This window comes from Acinetobacter sp. TGL-Y2 (assembly GCF_001612555.1).
In the GTDB taxonomy this organism is placed as follows: domain Bacteria; phylum Pseudomonadota; class Gammaproteobacteria; order Pseudomonadales; family Moraxellaceae; genus Acinetobacter.
Map to the genome: position 1 here is coordinate 1,416,161 of NZ_CP015110.1, position 17,766 is coordinate 1,433,926.

A 17,766-nucleotide genomic window follows, 5' to 3' on the forward strand; every position below is an offset into this window, starting at 1 on the left:
GGTTCAAAGGTTCATTTAAAATATGTGCTAGATCCGCTATTTAGAGTGAATACTCAGGTATTTATAGATAAAATGAAGTTATTTCTTGATGAAATTTATTATTAAAACAGTATCTTGGCTTAGATTTGTAGGCTTAGAATATTTCATCAATAAAAATAAACCCAGTTTTGATTTCAACTCCAAGATAATTCCATTACAATTGTCGGGTTTAAAAATTTATGCCTAGATATATAAACTAGAGGAAGTATCTGTGAGCAAAGACACTATCGTTGCCCTACATGCAGAGCACCAAGGCCGCTGGAAAAACCGTGAAGAACTTGCGGAACGTATGATCGCCCTATTGGGTCAATTGTATCGTGAAAAAAACATCGTGGCTTCAGTTTATGGTCGCTCTTTAATCAACCGTTCAGTGATTCAAATTCTGAAAGCACACCGTCGTACACGTATGATGGATGTTGAACTTTCAGTTGTTCACACTTTCCCAATCTTAGAAGCATTGGCTAAAGTTAAAAATATCGGTTCTGCTGAAGTTGATCTAGGCAAACTTGCTGTTGAATATAAAGAAAAAGGCGGCGATATCGATGCATTCGTTGCACAAGCTGTTCAATCTTTAGAAGGCAACCCTACTTCTGTAGAACATAAAGACGTTGTGCTTTATGGTTTCGGTCGTATTGGTCGTATTCTTGCACGTTTAATCATTGGTCAATCTGGTCTTGGCCGTGGTTTAAACTTAAAAGCAATTGTGGTGCGTAAATCATCTGATGGTGATTTGGAAAAACGTGCGTCACTTTTACGTCGTGATTCGATTCACGGTCCATTCGCAGGCACCATTTCTGTAGATGAAGAAAATGAAGCGATTATTGCCAATGGTCAATTTATTAAAGTGATTTATGCATCTAGCCCAGCTGAAGTGGATTACACCGCTTACGGCATTAACAATGCTTTAGTCATTGATAATACGGGTAAATGGCGTGATGCTGAAGGTCTTGCACAACACCTTAAATGTCCAGGTGCTGCACGTGTGATCTTGACTGCACCAGGTAAAGGTGACATGAAGAACGTGGTGTACGGCGTAAACCAAGCGGATATCTTAGATGAAGATACCATCATCTCTGCTGCAAGCTGTACCACAAACGCAATCACCCCAACACTGAAAGTATTGCATGACAAATACACTGTGTTGAATGGTCATGTTGAAACAGTTCACTCGTTCACCAACGATCAGAACTTAATTGACAACTACCATAAAGCAGACCGTCGTGGTCGTGCTGCAACCTTGAACATGGTGATTACTGAAACAGGTGCAGCGAAAGCGGTTGCGAAAGCGCTTCCTGCACTTCAAGGTAAATTGACAGGTAACTCTGTACGTGTACCGACACCAAACGTATCACTTGCGATTCTAAACTTAACCTTAGATAAAGAAGTGGACCGTGAAGAAGTGAACGAATACATTCGTCAAATTTCTATTAGTTCAAGCCTTCAAGGTCAAATTGGTTATACCAACTCGACTGAGGTGGTTTCTTCAGACTTTATTGGTTCGCGTACTGCGGGTGTATTTGATGCGCAAGCCACCATCACTTCAGGTAACCGCTTAACTGCATATGTATGGTATGACAATGAAGTGGGTTATAGCTGCCAAGTGCTGCGTATTGCTGAACAAATGGGCGGCGTAAGCTATCCAAAAGTTCCAGCGGAAACAAATGCATAATTTGTAAAGTACAAAAAACCCAACTTAGTGTTGGGTTTTTTTACGCCATTGGATTGTTGAGTTTATTTCAAACAATTCACTTTTTAAATATGGAGTAATATCTAATCGCGCATCTAGGGATGATTGTCTTAAATTTTCATAGATCAATTCAAATTTCTTACTAAATGGTATAGCACGTCCCAGATAATCAATATCGAAAATTAGATCTTCACGATCTTTGATTGCTTGATTGGCTAAAAAATAAATATGTGGCCAATGATATTGATCCTCCTTAAGTATGCAAGTCATGGATCCACCCAATCTAAAGTTAGTCAGAACTTTTTTATAATGTTCATAAAGATGATGTTGATTGAGTTTGTTAGTGTAGGTTTGATAAAAACGTCGCTTAGCATCAAAAAAATAATCATCTATTTGGATATCATTTGCCTGTTGTAATAAATTAGAGAGGTTTTAATGCCAATCAGGTAAATTTAATAAGTCCTTTAAACTTATGTGATTCATTTGATCCAAAAGAAAAATACTGTACTGGTCTGTAATTGAGCTCACTAAATCGAATACATTCATTTGCATCTTCTGCTCAAATAAATATTCAATTTTTAACTTTTAATTTGATACATATGCAAAATAGTAGTGCCATTTCGCTTGCTTTTTAGGATGCTCAGTACTAAGTAAAAAAAGTATATTTTTATGCTCGAATTCGTGCTTAAAAAGCTTTTTTAGCACAGCTGCTATAGTGTCTTGATTTGTCCCACTTTCTAAATTGTATCTCGTATCAATTTAAGAGATGATGTTAATCAAATTATCACAAATAAAATAATTTTGAGTTTTCATCATCATCATCATCATCATCATTATACTGATTAAAATGATTCAATTTTACATAAAATTGCAAACTAAATCGCATAATTACATGACAATATGTAATGTCATAAAAATAAAATTTAAGGATTAAAAGATTGCAATTGAAATATGTGCTCAGTGGATTGGCTTTTATCATCATCGCAGCTCTATGCGGCGTATTGCTCGCAATTTGGGTGTTCAAACATTTCAATATTTATATTCCGCTTGAAGACCAAAGTGTCAATATTGATCTGCAAGCGCCTTTACAAGCCAAAGTGAAAATTCATGATGCACTAGATGTGGATGTCACGGGACGTGTCAATGCTGAAATTCCGATTGATGAACAGTTAAATATTCCATTAAAACAAACGCTGACGCCAAGGGTTTATTTTGACAATCAAGTCCCGATTAAAACCATTATTCCTGTGCGTGAAACCTTGGTGGTGGATCAAGACCTTGCGGTTGATACCAAAGTTAAAATTAAAGTGTTGGGTCGAGATATTACCTTACCGCTAAAAGGCACGATTCCGATCAAACTGAATGTGCCTATCAAGATGGATGTGCCACTTGAGCAAAATATTCATTTAAAATTTAATGCACCGGTTCAGACGGTATTAAAAGAAAATTTACACATCCCCCTTAAAACTACGCTTAAAACCAATATTCCGATACAGGGACATTTAAATGTTCCGATCAAAACGGCCTTAGATGCTACTGTTGATGTGCAAAACACCTTGCCGGTTAAAATTAAAAAAGGTGAGCTGGTGATTCCTCTCAGTTCAGTACAATTGATGCGTGAGCGGAAGAAAGATTCAGCAAGCGCTGAGACTCCAGCGCAAAATCAGGCACAGAAAAACAATCAGGCGGTGAAATCAGAGCAGGTGAAATAATGAAATTATTTTATTCTGCCAAATTTCTGATGTTGAGTTTTATCGTGGTTGTTGCGTTGGTGGCAATCGGTTTTTGGTTATATCTCAATGTGCAAGCGTCGATGCATGTTTCGGCACGCAATGCAGATATTCAGTTGTCGCATTCATTACCCACCAAAATCAATGTGGGAAACTATCTTGAAGCGCAGTCCATTGGGGTTTTAGACACTCAAATTAATCTGAATCAAAATATTGATTTGCCCTTGAAGGGTAAGTATCTGGCTGATTTAAAGTTTAGTGTAGACGTGCCTGTTTCTGTGGCGGTGGATTATCAAACTGAAGTGGTGATTGATGAAGTGATGCCACTTAGTGCCACGACGGATCTGGTCTATCAATCAAAGCTACTGCCTAAATTCCCTTTAAATATCGATATTCCTATTCGGCTTAAAGTGCCGTTTCATTTAAAGCAGAGTTATGACGTCCCAATTCGAATTGCGTTTGAAGGACCGGTGTATCTAGAGTTTGATGAACGTATAAATTTATATGTCGTCCATCAACTTACGCCGAAATTGAACGTCAATGATCCAATGACCATGCGTAAAATCGCCACCTTTAACGCCACCATGTATAACAGTGAACGCGATAGTAAAGCCGACTTAGACATGAACATGACCTTACCCATTAAAAATATTCATCCTTAAACAGCATTCAAAGAAGATTTGAATAAAAAAAAGATCGCTTGTTTTGTATTGAACAGGCGATCTTTTTCGTTAAATGATGACCACGTTTAAGTGGTTGAACTCAACTAGACTTGAAGTGTGTGTTTAATCGAATCTGCTATAGAGGTAGTAGCACGGCCGAGTATGTGTTCTAGGTCAGTGATTTCGCTGTACATTGCACCTTGAGTTGCTTGTACATCTGCATCGACGATTACCTCAATCAGCTCAGGTGCTAGACCTGCTTGCGCTAAGCCTTGTTTGTAATCCTCAGCGCTTAAATTCTGGTAGCTGATGTGTTTTGAAGATGCTTTAGATATTAATTCTGCCAAATCACTTAGCGTAAATGCCTGCGAACCTGCAAGTTCATAGGTCTTATTATGGTGCTCAGTGCCATTTAACACATGCGCTGCGGCTTCTGCATAATCTTGACGCGTTGCTGAACTGATTTGTCCATCTGCTGCTGCGCCAAATAAAATGCCTGTTTCGATCACATGCTGAAGTGAAGCCAAATAATTTTCGCTGTACCAATTATTACGAAGTAAGGTGTAGCTTAAGCCACTTTGTTTAATGAGTGCTTCAGTTTCGCGGTGCTCTTGTGCCAAACCCAACGGTGAAGTGTCAGCACGCAGTAAACTGGTATACGCAATGTAGGGTACATTCGCTATTTTAGCCGCGTCAATGACTGCCTTGTGCTGTAGGGTGCGACGTCCAACTTCATTGGCTGAAATCAGCAGTAATTTATCTACACCTTTTAATGCATTTGCTAGGCTTTGTGGTTGATCATAGTCAAAGTGTCGTATTTCAATACCTTGAGCTTTAAGGACTGAGGCTTTTTCGAGATCACGCACCAATGCAATGATGTGGTGTTGTGAATTGAGTTGAATAAGGGACTCGATAACGAAGCGTCCTAATTGACCTGTTGCACCTGTGATTGCAATATTCATGATCTTCTCTTTGTGATTAAAAAATAAACTTGATGATGAAATCTTAATCTGATAACTTACAAATTGTAAGTACGTACCAAAAAGTAAGTTTAAAATTAATCAGTCACGAGTGGAATGAATACATGAGCGGTCAGTATGCAAAGAGTGAGTTATTGGGACAGGTTTTATCGAATAACTGTCCATCTCGTACAATTTTAGAGCACCTGACCACTAAGTGGTCAGTGCTGGTTCTACGGTGTTTAAGTGAAGGTGTGCATCGTTTTAGTGAGTTGAAACAGCGTATAGAAGGCGTGAGTGAAAAAATGTTGTCACAAACGCTAAAGACTTTAGAGCAAGATGGTTTCTTGATTCGCACGGTTTATCCTGTTGTGCCACCTAAAGTGGAATATCAGCTGACGATCATGGGTTCACAAGCTGCCCATAAAATGGTGGAATTGGTGGGATGGATTGAGCGAAATTTGCCTGAGATACTGGAGAATAAAGAAAGAGTGAGTTCTTGATATTTTGATTTTCAATTAGATATATTCTTTTTTGGGATTTTAAACTCAGAATTCAAACCTGTTTTTAACAAGAGGCATTGAAATGAAAATGTATCAAGTAGATGCTTTCAGTAATCATTTGTTTTCTGGTAATCCAGCTGCTGTGATTATTTTAGATGAATGGTTGGATGATCAGCTCATGCTGAATATTGCACAAGAAAATAATCTATCAGAAACCAGTTTTGCCAAGAAAGTTGATCAGTTGCATTATGAAATAAAATGGTTTTCGCCTGTCAAAGAAGTTCAATTTTGCGGATATGGAACGTTGGCAACCAGTTTTATTATTTTTAGGAACCATCCTGATCTAACCGAAATTACTTTTCATGTGGCTGGCTTAGGTGATTTTTATATTCAAAAATTACAAGATGGATTTATTTCGATGAATCTGCCTGTTCAAATACCTGCACGACTAGTCGAAATACCTGAACTTTTAAAAGAAGCTTTAACTCAGGAATGTTTTGACGTGTTCATCAATCCTCAAGCCTACATTGTGATCTATCCGACGGTCGAATCAGTTTTAAATGAACGGCCCAACTTTGAAAAAATTAAACAATTAGGCGGGCGGCGCGTAGCGATCACGGCAAAAAATGATGTTACAAATGGTGCTGCTTCTATGCAGAGTATTAACCTAGCTATGGGGCTTGCATCTCCTTATGATATTGTTTCTCGGTATTTCACACCATCAATGGGAATTGATGAAGATCCAGTCACAGGGTCTTTACATACCTCACTGATTCCACTTTGGTATCCGCAATTAAAAAAAGATAAAATCACGGCATATCAAGCCTCGAAACGAGGCGGTGTATTGCATTGTAAATTACTTGAGCATGATCGGGTAGAAATTTCTGGACAGTGTAAATTGTATATGCAAGCTGAGATTTTTATCTAAATTAGAGTTCTTCAAGCAAAATCCAAAAGAAATAAACGGTTTTTCATGTAATGCGGAATAATACTATTCGAGAAATTCTTTAAAATATGGCAGAATATGCGGTTTTAAAGTATTTAGAGGATTGGCATTATGCGCTTTGTTGATGAAGCAGTCATTACCGTAGAGGCTGGCGACGGTGGCAATGGCGTAGCCAGTTTTCGCCGTGAAAAATTCGTACCGTTTGGTGGCCCAGATGGTGGTGATGGTGGTCGTGGTGGCAGCGTATACGTAGAAGCTGGCGACGACTCTAGCACACTCGTAGATTATCGTTATACACGTCGATTCAGTGCAGAGCGAGCAAAAAATGGTCGTGGTGCAAATTGTGCTGGCCGTGGCGGTGAAGACACCGTATTAAAAGTTCCAGTTGGGACAACAATTGTAGATACAGAGTCTGGCGATATTATCGGAGACTTGATCACCAATGGTCAACGCGTGTTGGTTGCAGCAGGCGGTGATGGTGGTCTAGGAAACACGCATTTTAAATCATCGACAAACCGTTCACCACGTAAGTGCACCCATGGTTTTAAAGGTGAATACCGTGAAATTCGTTTAGAACTTAAAGTACTTGCGGATGTGGGTTTACTGGGTATGCCGAATGCGGGTAAATCGACCTTTATTCGTGCAGTATCTGCGGCAAAACCTAAAGTTGCAGATTATCCATTTACCACGATGGTGCCAAACTTGGGTGTGGTTGATGCAGACAGTCATCGTTCATTCGTGATGGCGGATATTCCGGGGCTGATTGAAGGTGCATCTGATGGTGCAGGCCTAGGTATTCGCTTCTTGAAGCATTTGGCACGTACCCGTATTTTGTTGCACATTGTGGATGTTCAACCGATTGATGGTTCTGATCCTGCACATAATGCCAAAGCGATTTTAAAGGAGTTAGAGAAATTTTCTCCAACGCTGTCTAAATTGCCTGTGGTGTTGGTACTCAACAAAATTGATCAATTGTCTTCCGATACACGTGATGAATGGTGTGATCATTTGCTTGCAGAAATGCAGTGGACAGGTCCAGTGTTCAAAACATCGGGTCTGACTTTTGAAGGTACCAAAGATGTTGTGTATTACTTGATGGATGAAATTGAACAGCAACGCGAACGCGAAGTTGAAGATCCTGAGTACGCAGCAGAAATGAAAGCATTCCGTGATCAGCTTGAAGCTGAAACACGTGAGCAAACGATTGCTGCGAAAGAAGCCTATCGTGAAATGCGTCGTCAACAACGTCTTTCGGGTTTACTTGGCGATGATGATGAAGACGAAGATGGTGATGACGGCGATATGGAAGTGGTTTACGTACGTTAAACTCATGCAAGTGAGTTACTGAGGACAAGATGATAGAAGTGGTAGATGGGCAACGTCAGCTCAAGGCTTGTAAACGAATCGTTGTTAAAATCGGATCTTCTTTACTCACAGCAAACGGAAAAGGTCTAGATCTAGATGCGATTTCGCATTGGGCAAATCAAATTGCAGATTTATACAATGCAGGGCATGAGATTATTCTAGTGTCTTCCGGCGCTGTGGCTGAAGGTATGGTTCGCATGAAACTTGAGCATCGACCCACCGATCTACCCAGTCTTCAAGCGTGTGCAGCCATTGGCCAAATGGGATTAATCCATACTTGGTCAAGTGTACTTGAAAAACATCAAATACAGACTGCACAGGTCCTGCTTACGCATGACGATCTTGCAGATCGCCGTCGTTACCTCAATTCATGTGATGCTTTACAAAATCTGATCGACTGGAAAGTTGTGCCTGTGATCAATGAAAACGACACGGTTTCAACTGATGAAATTCGTTTTGGTGACAATGACACGCTTGCTGCGATGGTGGCAGGTCAAGTACATGCGGATTTGTTGATCATTTTAACGGATCAGCAAGGCATGTTTGACTCAGATCCACGTTCAAATCCAAATGCCAAACTGTTTTCTACCGTTCGTGCCTTAGATGAAAGTCTATTTGATATGGCAGGTGGTGGTGGAAAATTTGGTCGTGGCGGCATGCTCACCAAAGTTCGCGCAGCGCGTTTAGCAGCAAAATCAGGTTGTCCAACATTGATTGCCAGTGGTGAAAGTGACCATGTCCTTGCACGCCTTATGGCGGGTGAGTTGTTGGGAACGTTATTCATCACTGATAATGACCGGATCACGGCCCATCAGCAATGGTTGGCCGCGCATTTACAAACAGCGGGTCGTCTGGTGATTGATGATGGTGCTGTCAAAGCGATCAAAGAAAACCATCGCAGTCTTTTGCCTGTAGGGGTGAAGGCGGTTGAAGGGCACTTTGAACGGGGTGATGTGGTTGAGTGCGTGGATCAGCAAGGCGGTCGTATTGCAGTGGGACGCGTCAACTTTAGTTCGCGCTCGGCTGACACTGTGAAGGGTTTGTCTTCTGATAAAGTGCATCAGGTTTTAGGTGAGGCGCGTTCTTTAGAGATGATCCATCGCAATCATATGGCAATATATTAGTGCAAAATTCCGTCAGAATTTGACGGAATAAATAAAAAAGCTCGCTTAGGCGAGCTTTTTTTGTTGCTGAATGTGCGGTAAATGGTTGTCTACACCGACCATATAAGCGAAATCAGCAAGGCTGAGCATATCTAAATCTTCTTTGGAGTTGCCATAGGCATAGACCAAATCATAATGATGAAGCTCATATTTTTCTAATATGCGGATTTTTTTTTGAATATTACTACAGTCAGGTGTCGCGTATAAGCCAGTGAACTGATTATTCCTAATCTCAGCTTCCGTACAAATCAGATCTACTTCTAAAAGCTCTGCAATGTCTTTTAAATAGATATCAACCGAAGCAGATACAATTACAACATCATCATTATTATGCTTATGTTTCAAAAGTTGCTTATAAAGTTCAGCATCCAAACTATTTCGCAGATGCTGTGAGTATTCCAATGCCAAATTTAAAATTTCAGTTGCCGATTGCTCGGAAAACATGGCCTTGAATAGTTTAGCACGCATAGCGTCAGCTGGGTAAATATTTAAATAATAGGCTTGAATCCAAGGTAAGATCTTAATACTTTGTTTAACGATATGACGTTTTCTCAAGGCGTAAAAAATGAAACCAGTGAAACTGTCCTTGTTACACAAAGTGCCGTCGAAGTCGAATAAGGCTAAGTTTTTAGTTGTTTCGCTTTTTGCATACATGTTTGATAACGTCCATTTACCCGTGTTGCAAACCAGTTGGTGTTGTATTCACGACTCAATTTCGGGCCTGAAATAACCACTTCAGGCATGATGGCATAAAATTGCTTCTTGCCAATCTTGCTTTCATAAAGTTCTGTCACGGCTTTATAGGTTTCAGTGGATTCAAATTTATTTTCTTTTTCGCTCTTTAAGTCGGAGCGAATTTGTCGGGGTGTAATCAGTACATTGTTGGCTGCAAAGACATTGATCAGCTCACGTTCAGACTCACTTTTTTCAGCGCGTGGATTACCATTTTTGTTATACAGCAATAAGTCACCATCTAAACTTAGATCCGCTGCGGTTAAGTCATTGAGCATGCTTTGAAAAGCCGCATTTCGGCTCGAATACATGCCTGAGTTATAGTCTGCGAAACGGTAAATGGATTTATCATATTGCACGGGATACATCATTAGACGATGAATACCATAATATAAACCGCCGTACCGGCTATATAAATCAGTGCGAAGCTCAGCAATATTGCCAGCTTGACGTTTGTGGTCTTTGGCATAGCTGATGTGAACTTGCATAGAGCCTAAGGTGGTAATGGGATTTAACTTTTCACCAATATCTTGACCCACCAGACGTGCAGCACCCGTGAGTGCGCTGACATGATAGTGCTTCGCCATATGCGCAAAAATTTCACGATACAGCTCATCGAGTTGACGCTCTGTGCTGACTTTACGCATTTGTTTTAAATAGTTATTTTCAGGCGTGGGTTGATTGCGTAGGACTTCTTGGAAATATCCAGCAACTGTCCCACCAATATTATCGCCAAGTTTATCTTTGAATTTCTCATCAAAACGATCTTCAACTTCTTTGACTGCTTTAGCACCTAAGCCCGGAACGTGCGGGTCTGCCACAAAATTAGATTCTTGATCGACCACCGCAATAATGCTGCAGATATTTTCTTTGGTTTGCGGAATACCGAGCTGTTCAGTGATGTCATCAATATCCTTTGCCCAAGCGGTACGGTCGTTTACGCGACTTGGAATAAGGGTTTTGATTTGATCTGCGTCAATCTTTTTTTCATCGTCATTCCACCATGAACCATCGCCACAAGCAGTGAGCATAAATGTCATTGTTGCAATACTGCATGCTTTTAATACGAAGTAAGGGGGAGAACTTTTTTTCATAAGAATAAAACGCGCTGATAAATAGGTGAGCTGTGAGAGCAGGCTAAGTATACTATGTCAGTCGAAAATTGTATGAATATATATGTATATGGGTTCGTAATAGCTATCAAATTGAATAGCCACCGATTATATAAATACCTTTTAGTTAGATAAAGTGGCGAATAAAGCGGTGCTTATGAGCAGTAAACCATATGTTGCAGAATTGGTAAAACTAAAAAAAGAACTTCAAAGAGTCACAGAAGAAAGAGATATATTAAAAAAAGCCGCAGTGTACTTCGCAAGCCAGTCCTGATGAGGCATGCCTTTATTTAGGACAATCAGCATATATGGTCTGTTCGTCGTTTATGTTCAACTCTAGATGTTCATGAATAGTGGCTATTACGCATGGCTAAATCAACCCATCACTAAAACTGCGAAGAAACGACAACAGCTTTCAGGATTGATTAAACAATTCTAGCTCGAATCTGGTTGTATCTACGGCTATCGCAAGATTCACCGCGATTTGAAAGACGTTAGCGAAAGTTGCGGTACTAATCGAGTAGATCGGCTCATGAAAGCGGATGGGCTTAAATTACAGCGCGGTTATCGTAAACCTAGAGCTCATGCAGGTATGGCAAGTGTGGTTTCCGCAAACACTTTAGAGCGATAGTTTAATCCCACTCAGCCTAATCCTTGCGAACAGTGTTTCTCAGGTGACTGATACGAGAAGAGCTGCTTCGCAAGATATTCGCACATATGAAGGTGGTTTATATCTTGCTGTGGAGATTGACTTATTTTTGCGCCTTGTGGTTGGCTGGTCTATGAAATCGAGAATGACTACAGAGCTGGTTTTAGATGCATTATTGATGGCTCTTTGGCGAAGGAAACCGAAGAGTAAAGTACTCATTCACTCAGACCAAGATAGCCAATATACCAGTTATGAATGGCAGAATTTCCTCAAGCATCGTAATCTTGAAAGCAGTATCAGTAGACACTTGCGCAGTACACTGCTCATGCCATGATAATGCTGTTGCTGAGAGCTTCTTTCAGTAGCTAAAGCGAGAGCGTATTAAAAAGAAAATTTACGTATTGAGATCAGATGCTAAACATATCAATATCTTATCTTGAAGACGATATTGACCTCATCCCAAAAGACTTCCTGATGATGTTTGGTCACATGTCATCACTTATCTTAATCTTCAATGGAGTCCTGAACAGATTGCTTCTCGTGTTCCATTCAGTTTTCATTCAACTTATCGCTTCATATGAAAGGATAAAACAAGAGCGGTACTTTGTTTCAAAACTTACGTTTCAGAAATCAAAGAAAAAGAAAATATGGTTCTCCTGAAACTCGTGGTCAGCTGATCAATCGTAACAGTATTTATGCCAGGCCCAGTGAGATTGAGCAGCGCACTCGCTTTGTAGATTTAGAAATAGATACGATTTTTGGTAAGAACCAGAAGCAATCATTGGTCTGAATAGTAGATCGTAAGACTGGTTATCTGTGGTTGAAGAAGTGTAGTTCACGCAAGTCGGAGGAAGTTTGTCAAGCAACAATCAGTCTACTTGATCCGCTCAGAGGTCAGCTAAATGGTAAAGAGTTTAGTTTGCATGAGTATGTTGCCCAAAAGCTAGGGATAGATTTCTATTTCGCTGATTCCTATAGTGCTTGTGAAAATACAAATGGTTTAATTAGGCAATATATAAGAAAAGGCAATGATTTGAGTGACTATATATTTCAGAAATCACTGAGCGATTGAATCATCGCCCAAAAAAAAGACTCGGCTTTAAAAGTCCGAGTCAGGTATTATTTCAAGAACATGGTGTTGCACTTCAAATATTAATCTAAGTTTTATAAAACGTGAGTGATCGAAATTTCAAACAAAAAAAAGAGACCCATAGTCTCTTTTGAATAAGACTTTTCATTATTCTTCGTCTTGATACTGCGCGTAGTATTCAGGAGATAGATTGCTAAAACGGGTATATTGACCTTCAAAAGCCAAGCGTACTGTACCAATTGGACCGTTACGTTGTTTACCAATAATAATTTCGGCAGTACCAGCTTCTTTAGACTCTTTGTTATACACCTCATCGCGGTAAATAAACATAATCAAATCGGCATCCTGCTCAATTGCGCCAGATTCACGTAAGTCTGACATCACAGGGCGTTTATTCGGTCGGTTCTCTAGTGAGCGGTTCAGCTGTGAAAGTGCAATCACAGGACACTGCATTTCTTTAGCAAGCGCTTTTAAGCTTCGGGAAATTTCACCAATCTCACCCACACGGTTATCGCCCATGCCAGGTACTTTCATGAGCTGAAGGTAATCGACCATAATACAACCGAGCTTACCACCGTGCTGTTTTGCAATACGTCGAGCGCGAGCGCGTAATTCAGTCGGAGGTAGGGCAGAGGAGTCATCTATATATAAATGCTTTTCTTGCAGTTGCAAAATAGTGCCTGTAACCTTAGACCATTCATCACCATCCATTTTACCAGAACGCAAATGACCTTGATGCACCCGACCAAAAGATGAAATCATACGCATCGCAATCGAGTCTGCGGGCATCTCCATAGAGAAAACCAGTGCAGGCAAGTTACTGTTGAATAAGACGCTTTCGACCAAATTCATCGCAAGTGTAGTTTTACCCATGGAAGGGCGGGCTGCCACAATAATCATATCACCGGCTTGCATGCCAGATGTTTTATTGTCTAATTCTACAAAGCCAGTGCTTAAGCCTGTGATGCTACCTTCAAGTTGAGAAAGTTCGTCCAATTTTGCAATCAAATCGGCGGTTACACTGCTGATTGATTTCGGACCTTGCGCTTTGGCGTTGTTATTATGTTGTTCCGCAATAGAAAAAATATTGGTTTCGGCTAAATCTAAAATTTCACTCACTTCACGACCTTTGGTGTCGTAAGCATTTTGCAAAATTTCGTTACCGACTTTAATCATATTTCTTAAAGTTGCAAATTCACGAATTTTAACCGCATAAATTTCGAGATTATAAAAACTTGCAGGTGAATCTGTCATCAACTGCATCAGGTATTCTTCACCACCGACGGCATCAAGCAGGTTTTGTCGAATCAGCCAGTCATTCACTAAGACTGCATCATAAGGAGAGTTGTCTTGGGCTAACTTTTCAATGGCTCTATAAATATATTTATGGCGTGTTGCATAGAAATCATTCTCGGATAACACATCGCTGACTTGTTCAAAAGACTCAGCAACGGTCATGAGCGCTGCAAGCACGGCCTGTTCTATGGCCAAGTTATGCGGAGGCGTGCGAAATTCTTTTAAGGATGCAGATTCAAGCTTTTTAGAATCATGATCAAAATTATTGGTTTTCGCATTGGCAGTCGCCTGAGACATATAAGACCTTGATTTTTAATAAAACTGAATGATCAGAAACTACTGATTTATTTCATCTGAAACAGATAAGAGCATAACTGAAATATCAATCAAAAAGGAGAGCTTAAAACAAATTCAGTAAAAATCATTGTAGCAATGGATCAAATGAAGCGGATAATCAAAAATTATAGATAAAAAAAGAGCATGCAAAAGCATGCTCTTTTCTTTGCAAAAATTACTCAGATACGATAGTAACGAGAACTTCAGCAACAACATCATGATGCAATTGGATTGCAATGTTGAATTCGCCAGTGTGACGAAGTGCACCGTTCGGTAAACGAACTTCTGCACGGTCAACTTCTAGACCAGCATTTGTCAACGCATCAGCGATGTCACGTGTACCGATTGAACCGAATAGTTTACCTTCATCGCCCGCTTTCGCAGTGATCACGATATTCACTTCGTCCAACTGGTCAGCACGTGCTTGAGCAGCAGCTAATACATCAGCTTCTTGCTTTTCAAGTTCCGCACGACGAGCTTCGAATGCAGCAGTGTTAGCTTCAGTCGCTGCTACTGCTTGACCTTGAGGGATAAGGTAGTTGCGGCCGTAACCAGCTTTAACTGAAACTTTATCACCTAATTTACCAAGGTTTTTAACGCGTTGTAATAAAATAATATCCACAGCTCAACCTCACTTATGATTGTCAGTGTAAGGGATCAAAGACAAGTAGCGAGCTTGTTTAATCGCAAGCGCTAATTGACGTTGGTAACGAGCTTTAGTACCTGTAATACGGCTAGGAACAATCTTGCCATTTTCAGTGATGTACTGTTTTAACGTATCGATATCTTTGTAGTCGATGTAAGCAACTTTCTCAGCTGTAAAGCGGCAGAACTTGCGACGACGGTAAAAACGTGCCATTGAATGTTCTCCTTATGCTTCAGCAGAATCTTGAACTTGTTGTGCTTCTTCACGTTGAGCTTTACGCGCACGTTTTTCTTCAGCACTTTTAGCAAGTAAAGACTCTTCAGTAATTGCGTGTTCACGACGAATAATAACATTACGAAGGATTGCATCGTTGTAACGGAACAATTCTTCTAATTCATTAAGCGTAGTTTGATTACATTCAATGTTCATTAAAATGTAATGCGCTTTGTGAATTTTGTTAATTGGGTAAGCCAATTGACGACGGCCCCAATCTTCTAAACGGTGAATTTGACCACCAGCATCTTTGATGTGAGAAATGTAGCGTTCTACCATTCCCACAACTTGATCGCTTTGGTCTGGGTGTACCAGAGTTACGATTTCGTAGTGACGCATTGTCAGCTCCTTACGGTTTATACAGCCCCAGATTAAATGAATCTGAAGCAAGGAGTCACAACTGAATGTAAACAATCAGTATGTGCCGCATAAATTGCGAGGGGCTTATTATAGGAAAGATTGGGTCTGATTACAAATGAAACTTTCCCTATTTACTACAATCAGTAAATGCTTTTCGATTGATCACGGCCTTATATTTTGTTTTGTGTTTAGTATTTTTTGAAAAAACCAACATTATGCATTGCAGATTTTATTGTAAATTTTACTTTATTTTCTTTAATCGCTTACTGAGATTGAGTAAGTTTAAGTTGCTCGTTACAAATAATCCTCATAAATGACATAAGAAAGTAAAGTGGATTCAGCGTTTTAAAAGCAAAAAAAAGATAGAGTAAAACTCTATCTTCTAAAAAAGCAGTAATTGCGGTGCAGGCGATATATAGGTAAAGCTAAAGCTGATACTCATAATCGTGATTAAAATGACAGAGAAGAGGAAAAATTTCTTTGCCCAAATTTGATCATTTTCTGCTTTAAATCCAATCACTGCTAAATACAACCAATATAAGCACAAGATGTTAATAATGATCAAATACACCCAGTTGGTATATCCATAAACGAATAATGCATTCATGGCGATGCCAAATAAAATCACATAAATGAGTGATTCAACTTTGGTGCGGTAGATCGATCTTGCTACAGGTAGAATCGGAATACCTGCATTTTTATAATCATCAAAACGGTAAATTGCAATTGCCCATGAGTGTGGCATTTGCCAAAGCGCGTAACCGATGAAAATAAGTAAAGCTGCGACATCAAATTGACCCGTAACAGCAGTATACCCAATGACAGGGGGGCTTGCGCCCGAAATACTACCCACGATCGTTTGATGGATTGTTGTACGTTTGGTCCAAAGACTATAAAAGCCCACATAAACCACAAAACCAATCACAGCAAAAAGAAAAGCGTACGCATTCACCCAAAACCATAAAATGCCAAAACCAAGCAAACCCAGTACCAATGCAAAAACATAGGCAACAGGAACAGAAATGGTTTTTTTCACCAGCGCGCGATTTTGAGTGCGCTGCATTTTGTGGTCGATGTCTTGATCAATAACGTTATTGATCACGCAACCAGAGGCAACAACCAAAGTTGTACCAAGGAGGGTTAAAAGCAGGAGAAGGAAATCCACTGAACCTTGAGTGGCTAGGAAATAGCCACCCAAGGTAGTAACAAAGTTACCAAATAGAATTCCTGGCTTAGTCAGGAATATATACTTTTTTAACATGACAATCGTTTAGATCATCATATTAGAATGTAAGTAGTTCATGATCCACACAGAACCAACCATAAGAACCGCAATAGTCAGAATTGTATAGATAAATGCAATCACGTTCCAACGCTGTTCAGCAGATGAGTTCATGTGCAAGAAGTAAACCAATTGAACAAGAACCTGCGCAACAGCTGTAATACCGATAACCGCGATAATCGCACCACGGCTAAAATCTTCAGGGTTCATTGCCATGTAGAAGGGTACTACAGTCAACAGAACAGAGACGATGAAACCAATGGTGTATTGCTTCGCGTTACCGTGTGAAGCTTCAGCAGTATTGTGATCGTGACTCATTATATTACTCCCATCAAGTACACTACGCTAAATACGCAGATCCATACGATGTCAAGGAAGTGCCAAAATAAGCTTAGGCATGCAAGACGACGTGTGTTGATTGTAGTCAAACCATTTTTCTTGATTTGAATCATTAACACGATCATCCATACCAAACCTGAAGTGACGTGAATACCATGCGTACCGACTAAGGTAAAGAACGCAGATAAAAACGCACTTGTGGTAGGTCCATGACCAGCGTGAACTAAATGATTGAATTCATAAAGTTCCATACCGATGAACGACGCACCGAACACAAAAGTCACAGCAAGCCAAGCCAAAACTTGGTTTACATTCTTTTTGTAAGCAGCAAGCACTGCAAAACCAAATGTTACTGAAGAGATCAAAAGAGCAAAGGTCTCAGTTAAAACAAAACCGAGAGAATCTCCAAACAGATCTTTCGCACTTGGTGTTCCAGGTGGAATATGACTGCTTAATACAGCGAACGCAATGAAGAGTGTACCGAATAAAATCAAGTCACTCATCAAGTAAGTCCAAAAACCAAAGACCGTGATGTCAGTATCATCGTGATGATGCTCATCATGCTCATGGTTTTCGTGATGAAGTACTTCAGCCATA

General features: G+C 40.0%; 18 protein-coding genes and 1 pseudogene. 8 read left to right on the forward strand and 11 right to left on the reverse strand.

Annotation, left to right across the window (positions count from 1 at the left end; translation table 11 throughout):
* The first annotated feature begins 250 nt into the window (after nt 1-250).
* Nucleotides 251-1,708, forward strand: coding sequence for a glyceraldehyde-3-phosphate dehydrogenase (locus AMD27_RS06535; protein ID WP_067657953.1), 1,458 nt, complete (start codon nt 251-253; stop codon nt 1,706-1,708).
* A 24-nt stretch (nt 1,709-1,732) separates the two neighbouring features.
* On the opposite strand, the gene AMD27_RS06540 is transcribed toward AMD27_RS06535, so the two are convergent.
* A complete protein-coding gene (locus AMD27_RS06540; RefSeq protein WP_067657957.1) occupies nt 1,733-1,996 on the reverse strand; it encodes a hypothetical protein in 264 nt (87 codons plus the stop codon).
* Nucleotides 1,997-2,664: 668 nt separating this feature from the next.
* Here AMD27_RS06540 and AMD27_RS06545 point away from each other — a divergent pair.
* Together AMD27_RS06545 and AMD27_RS06550 are read left to right on the forward strand one after the other, a co-directional pair.
* The gene (locus tag AMD27_RS06545) at nt 2,665-3,438 is read left to right on the forward strand and encodes an MFS transporter (RefSeq protein WP_067657960.1); all 774 of its coding nucleotides are present in this window, start codon (nt 2,665-2,667) and stop codon (nt 3,436-3,438) included.
* Nucleotides 3,438-4,118, forward strand: a complete 681-nt coding sequence (locus AMD27_RS06550; protein WP_067657963.1) for a hypothetical protein — start codon at nt 3,438-3,440, stop codon at nt 4,116-4,118. The genes AMD27_RS06545 and AMD27_RS06550 overlap by 1 nt, the downstream gene beginning before the upstream one ends.
* Before the next feature lie 104 nt (nt 4,119-4,222).
* Here AMD27_RS06550 and AMD27_RS06555 read toward each other — a convergent pair whose 3' ends face one another.
* The gene (locus AMD27_RS06555; RefSeq protein WP_067657980.1) at nt 4,223-5,080 is read right to left on the reverse strand and encodes an SDR family oxidoreductase; all 858 of its coding nucleotides are present in this window, start codon (nt 5,078-5,080) and stop codon (nt 4,223-4,225) included.
* 122 nt (nt 5,081-5,202) lie between these two features.
* On the opposite strand from AMD27_RS06555, the gene AMD27_RS06560 reads away from it, so the two are divergent.
* The 4 genes from AMD27_RS06560 (at nt 5,203) to proB (ending at nt 9,015) form a co-directional block, all read left to right on the forward strand.
* Nucleotides 5,203-5,580, forward strand: a complete 378-nt coding sequence (locus tag AMD27_RS06560; RefSeq protein WP_067657983.1) for a winged helix-turn-helix transcriptional regulator — start codon at nt 5,203-5,205, stop codon at nt 5,578-5,580.
* 82 nt (nt 5,581-5,662) lie between these two features.
* Nucleotides 5,663-6,508: a PhzF family phenazine biosynthesis protein gene (locus tag AMD27_RS06565; protein ID WP_067657990.1), complete on the forward strand. Its 846-nt coding sequence runs from the start codon at nt 5,663-5,665 to the stop codon at nt 6,506-6,508.
* A gap of 129 nt (nt 6,509-6,637) precedes the next feature.
* Nucleotides 6,638-7,852, forward strand: coding sequence for an Obg family GTPase CgtA (gene cgtA, locus AMD27_RS06570; protein WP_067657992.1), 1,215 nt, complete (start codon nt 6,638-6,640; stop codon nt 7,850-7,852).
* 29 nt (nt 7,853-7,881) lie between these two features.
* The gene (gene proB, locus AMD27_RS06575; RefSeq protein WP_067657994.1) at nt 7,882-9,015 is read left to right on the forward strand and encodes a glutamate 5-kinase; all 1,134 of its coding nucleotides are present in this window, start codon (nt 7,882-7,884) and stop codon (nt 9,013-9,015) included.
* A 45-nt stretch (nt 9,016-9,060) separates the two neighbouring features.
* Here proB and AMD27_RS06580 read toward each other — a convergent pair whose 3' ends face one another.
* Both AMD27_RS06580 and AMD27_RS06585 read right to left on the reverse strand, forming a co-directional pair.
* Entirely contained in the window at nt 9,061-9,708 is a 648-nt protein-coding gene (locus tag AMD27_RS06580) for an HAD-IB family phosphatase (RefSeq protein ID WP_067657997.1), read from the reverse strand.
* Nucleotides 9,675-10,826 (reverse strand): DUF1615 family protein, encoded by a 1,152-nt coding sequence (locus tag AMD27_RS06585; RefSeq protein WP_416202807.1) that lies wholly within the window; start codon nt 10,824-10,826, stop codon nt 9,675-9,677. Before AMD27_RS06585 ends, AMD27_RS06580 begins: the two co-directional genes overlap by 34 nt.
* Nucleotides 10,827-11,079: 253 nt before the next feature.
* Here AMD27_RS06585 and AMD27_RS19120 point away from each other — a divergent pair.
* Nucleotides 11,080-11,909: pseudogene (locus AMD27_RS19120) on the forward strand (IS3 family transposase); the annotation flags it as partial.
* A gap of 875 nt (nt 11,910-12,784) precedes the next feature.
* On the opposite strand, the gene dnaB reads toward AMD27_RS19120, so the two are convergent.
* The 7 genes from dnaB to cyoC all read right to left on the reverse strand — a co-directional run bounded on the left by dnaB (nt 12,785) and on the right by cyoC (nt 17,765).
* A complete protein-coding gene (dnaB, locus tag AMD27_RS06600; protein WP_067658003.1) occupies nt 12,785-14,230 on the reverse strand; it encodes a replicative DNA helicase in 1,446 nt (481 codons plus the stop codon).
* A gap of 214 nt (nt 14,231-14,444) precedes the next feature.
* Nucleotides 14,445-14,891 (reverse strand): 50S ribosomal protein L9, encoded by a 447-nt coding sequence (gene rplI, locus AMD27_RS06605; protein ID WP_067658005.1) that lies wholly within the window; start codon nt 14,889-14,891, stop codon nt 14,445-14,447.
* Nucleotides 14,892-14,900: 9 nt separating this feature from the next.
* Nucleotides 14,901-15,128 carry a 30S ribosomal protein S18 gene (rpsR, locus tag AMD27_RS06610; protein ID WP_004648825.1) on the reverse strand — a complete coding sequence of 76 codons (228 nt, stop codon included), beginning with the start codon at nt 15,126-15,128 and terminating at the stop codon, nt 14,901-14,903.
* A gap of 12 nt (nt 15,129-15,140) precedes the next feature.
* The gene (gene rpsF / locus AMD27_RS06615; RefSeq protein ID WP_067658007.1) at nt 15,141-15,527 is read right to left on the reverse strand and encodes a 30S ribosomal protein S6; all 387 of its coding nucleotides are present in this window, start codon (nt 15,525-15,527) and stop codon (nt 15,141-15,143) included.
* A gap of 403 nt (nt 15,528-15,930) precedes the next feature.
* On the reverse strand, nt 15,931-16,809 hold the full coding sequence (cyoE, locus tag AMD27_RS06620; protein WP_067658009.1) for a heme o synthase: 879 nt from the start codon (nt 16,807-16,809) through the stop codon (nt 15,931-15,933).
* Nucleotides 16,810-16,818: 9 nt separating this feature from the next.
* Nucleotides 16,819-17,151, reverse strand: coding sequence for a cytochrome o ubiquinol oxidase subunit IV (cyoD, locus tag AMD27_RS06625; protein ID WP_171254831.1), 333 nt, complete (start codon nt 17,149-17,151; stop codon nt 16,819-16,821).
* Nucleotides 17,148-17,765, reverse strand: coding sequence for a cytochrome o ubiquinol oxidase subunit III (cyoC, locus tag AMD27_RS06630; protein ID WP_067658013.1), 618 nt, complete (start codon nt 17,763-17,765; stop codon nt 17,148-17,150). The genes cyoD and cyoC overlap by 4 nt, the downstream gene beginning before the upstream one ends.
* Nucleotide 17,766: the final 1 nt, after the last annotated feature.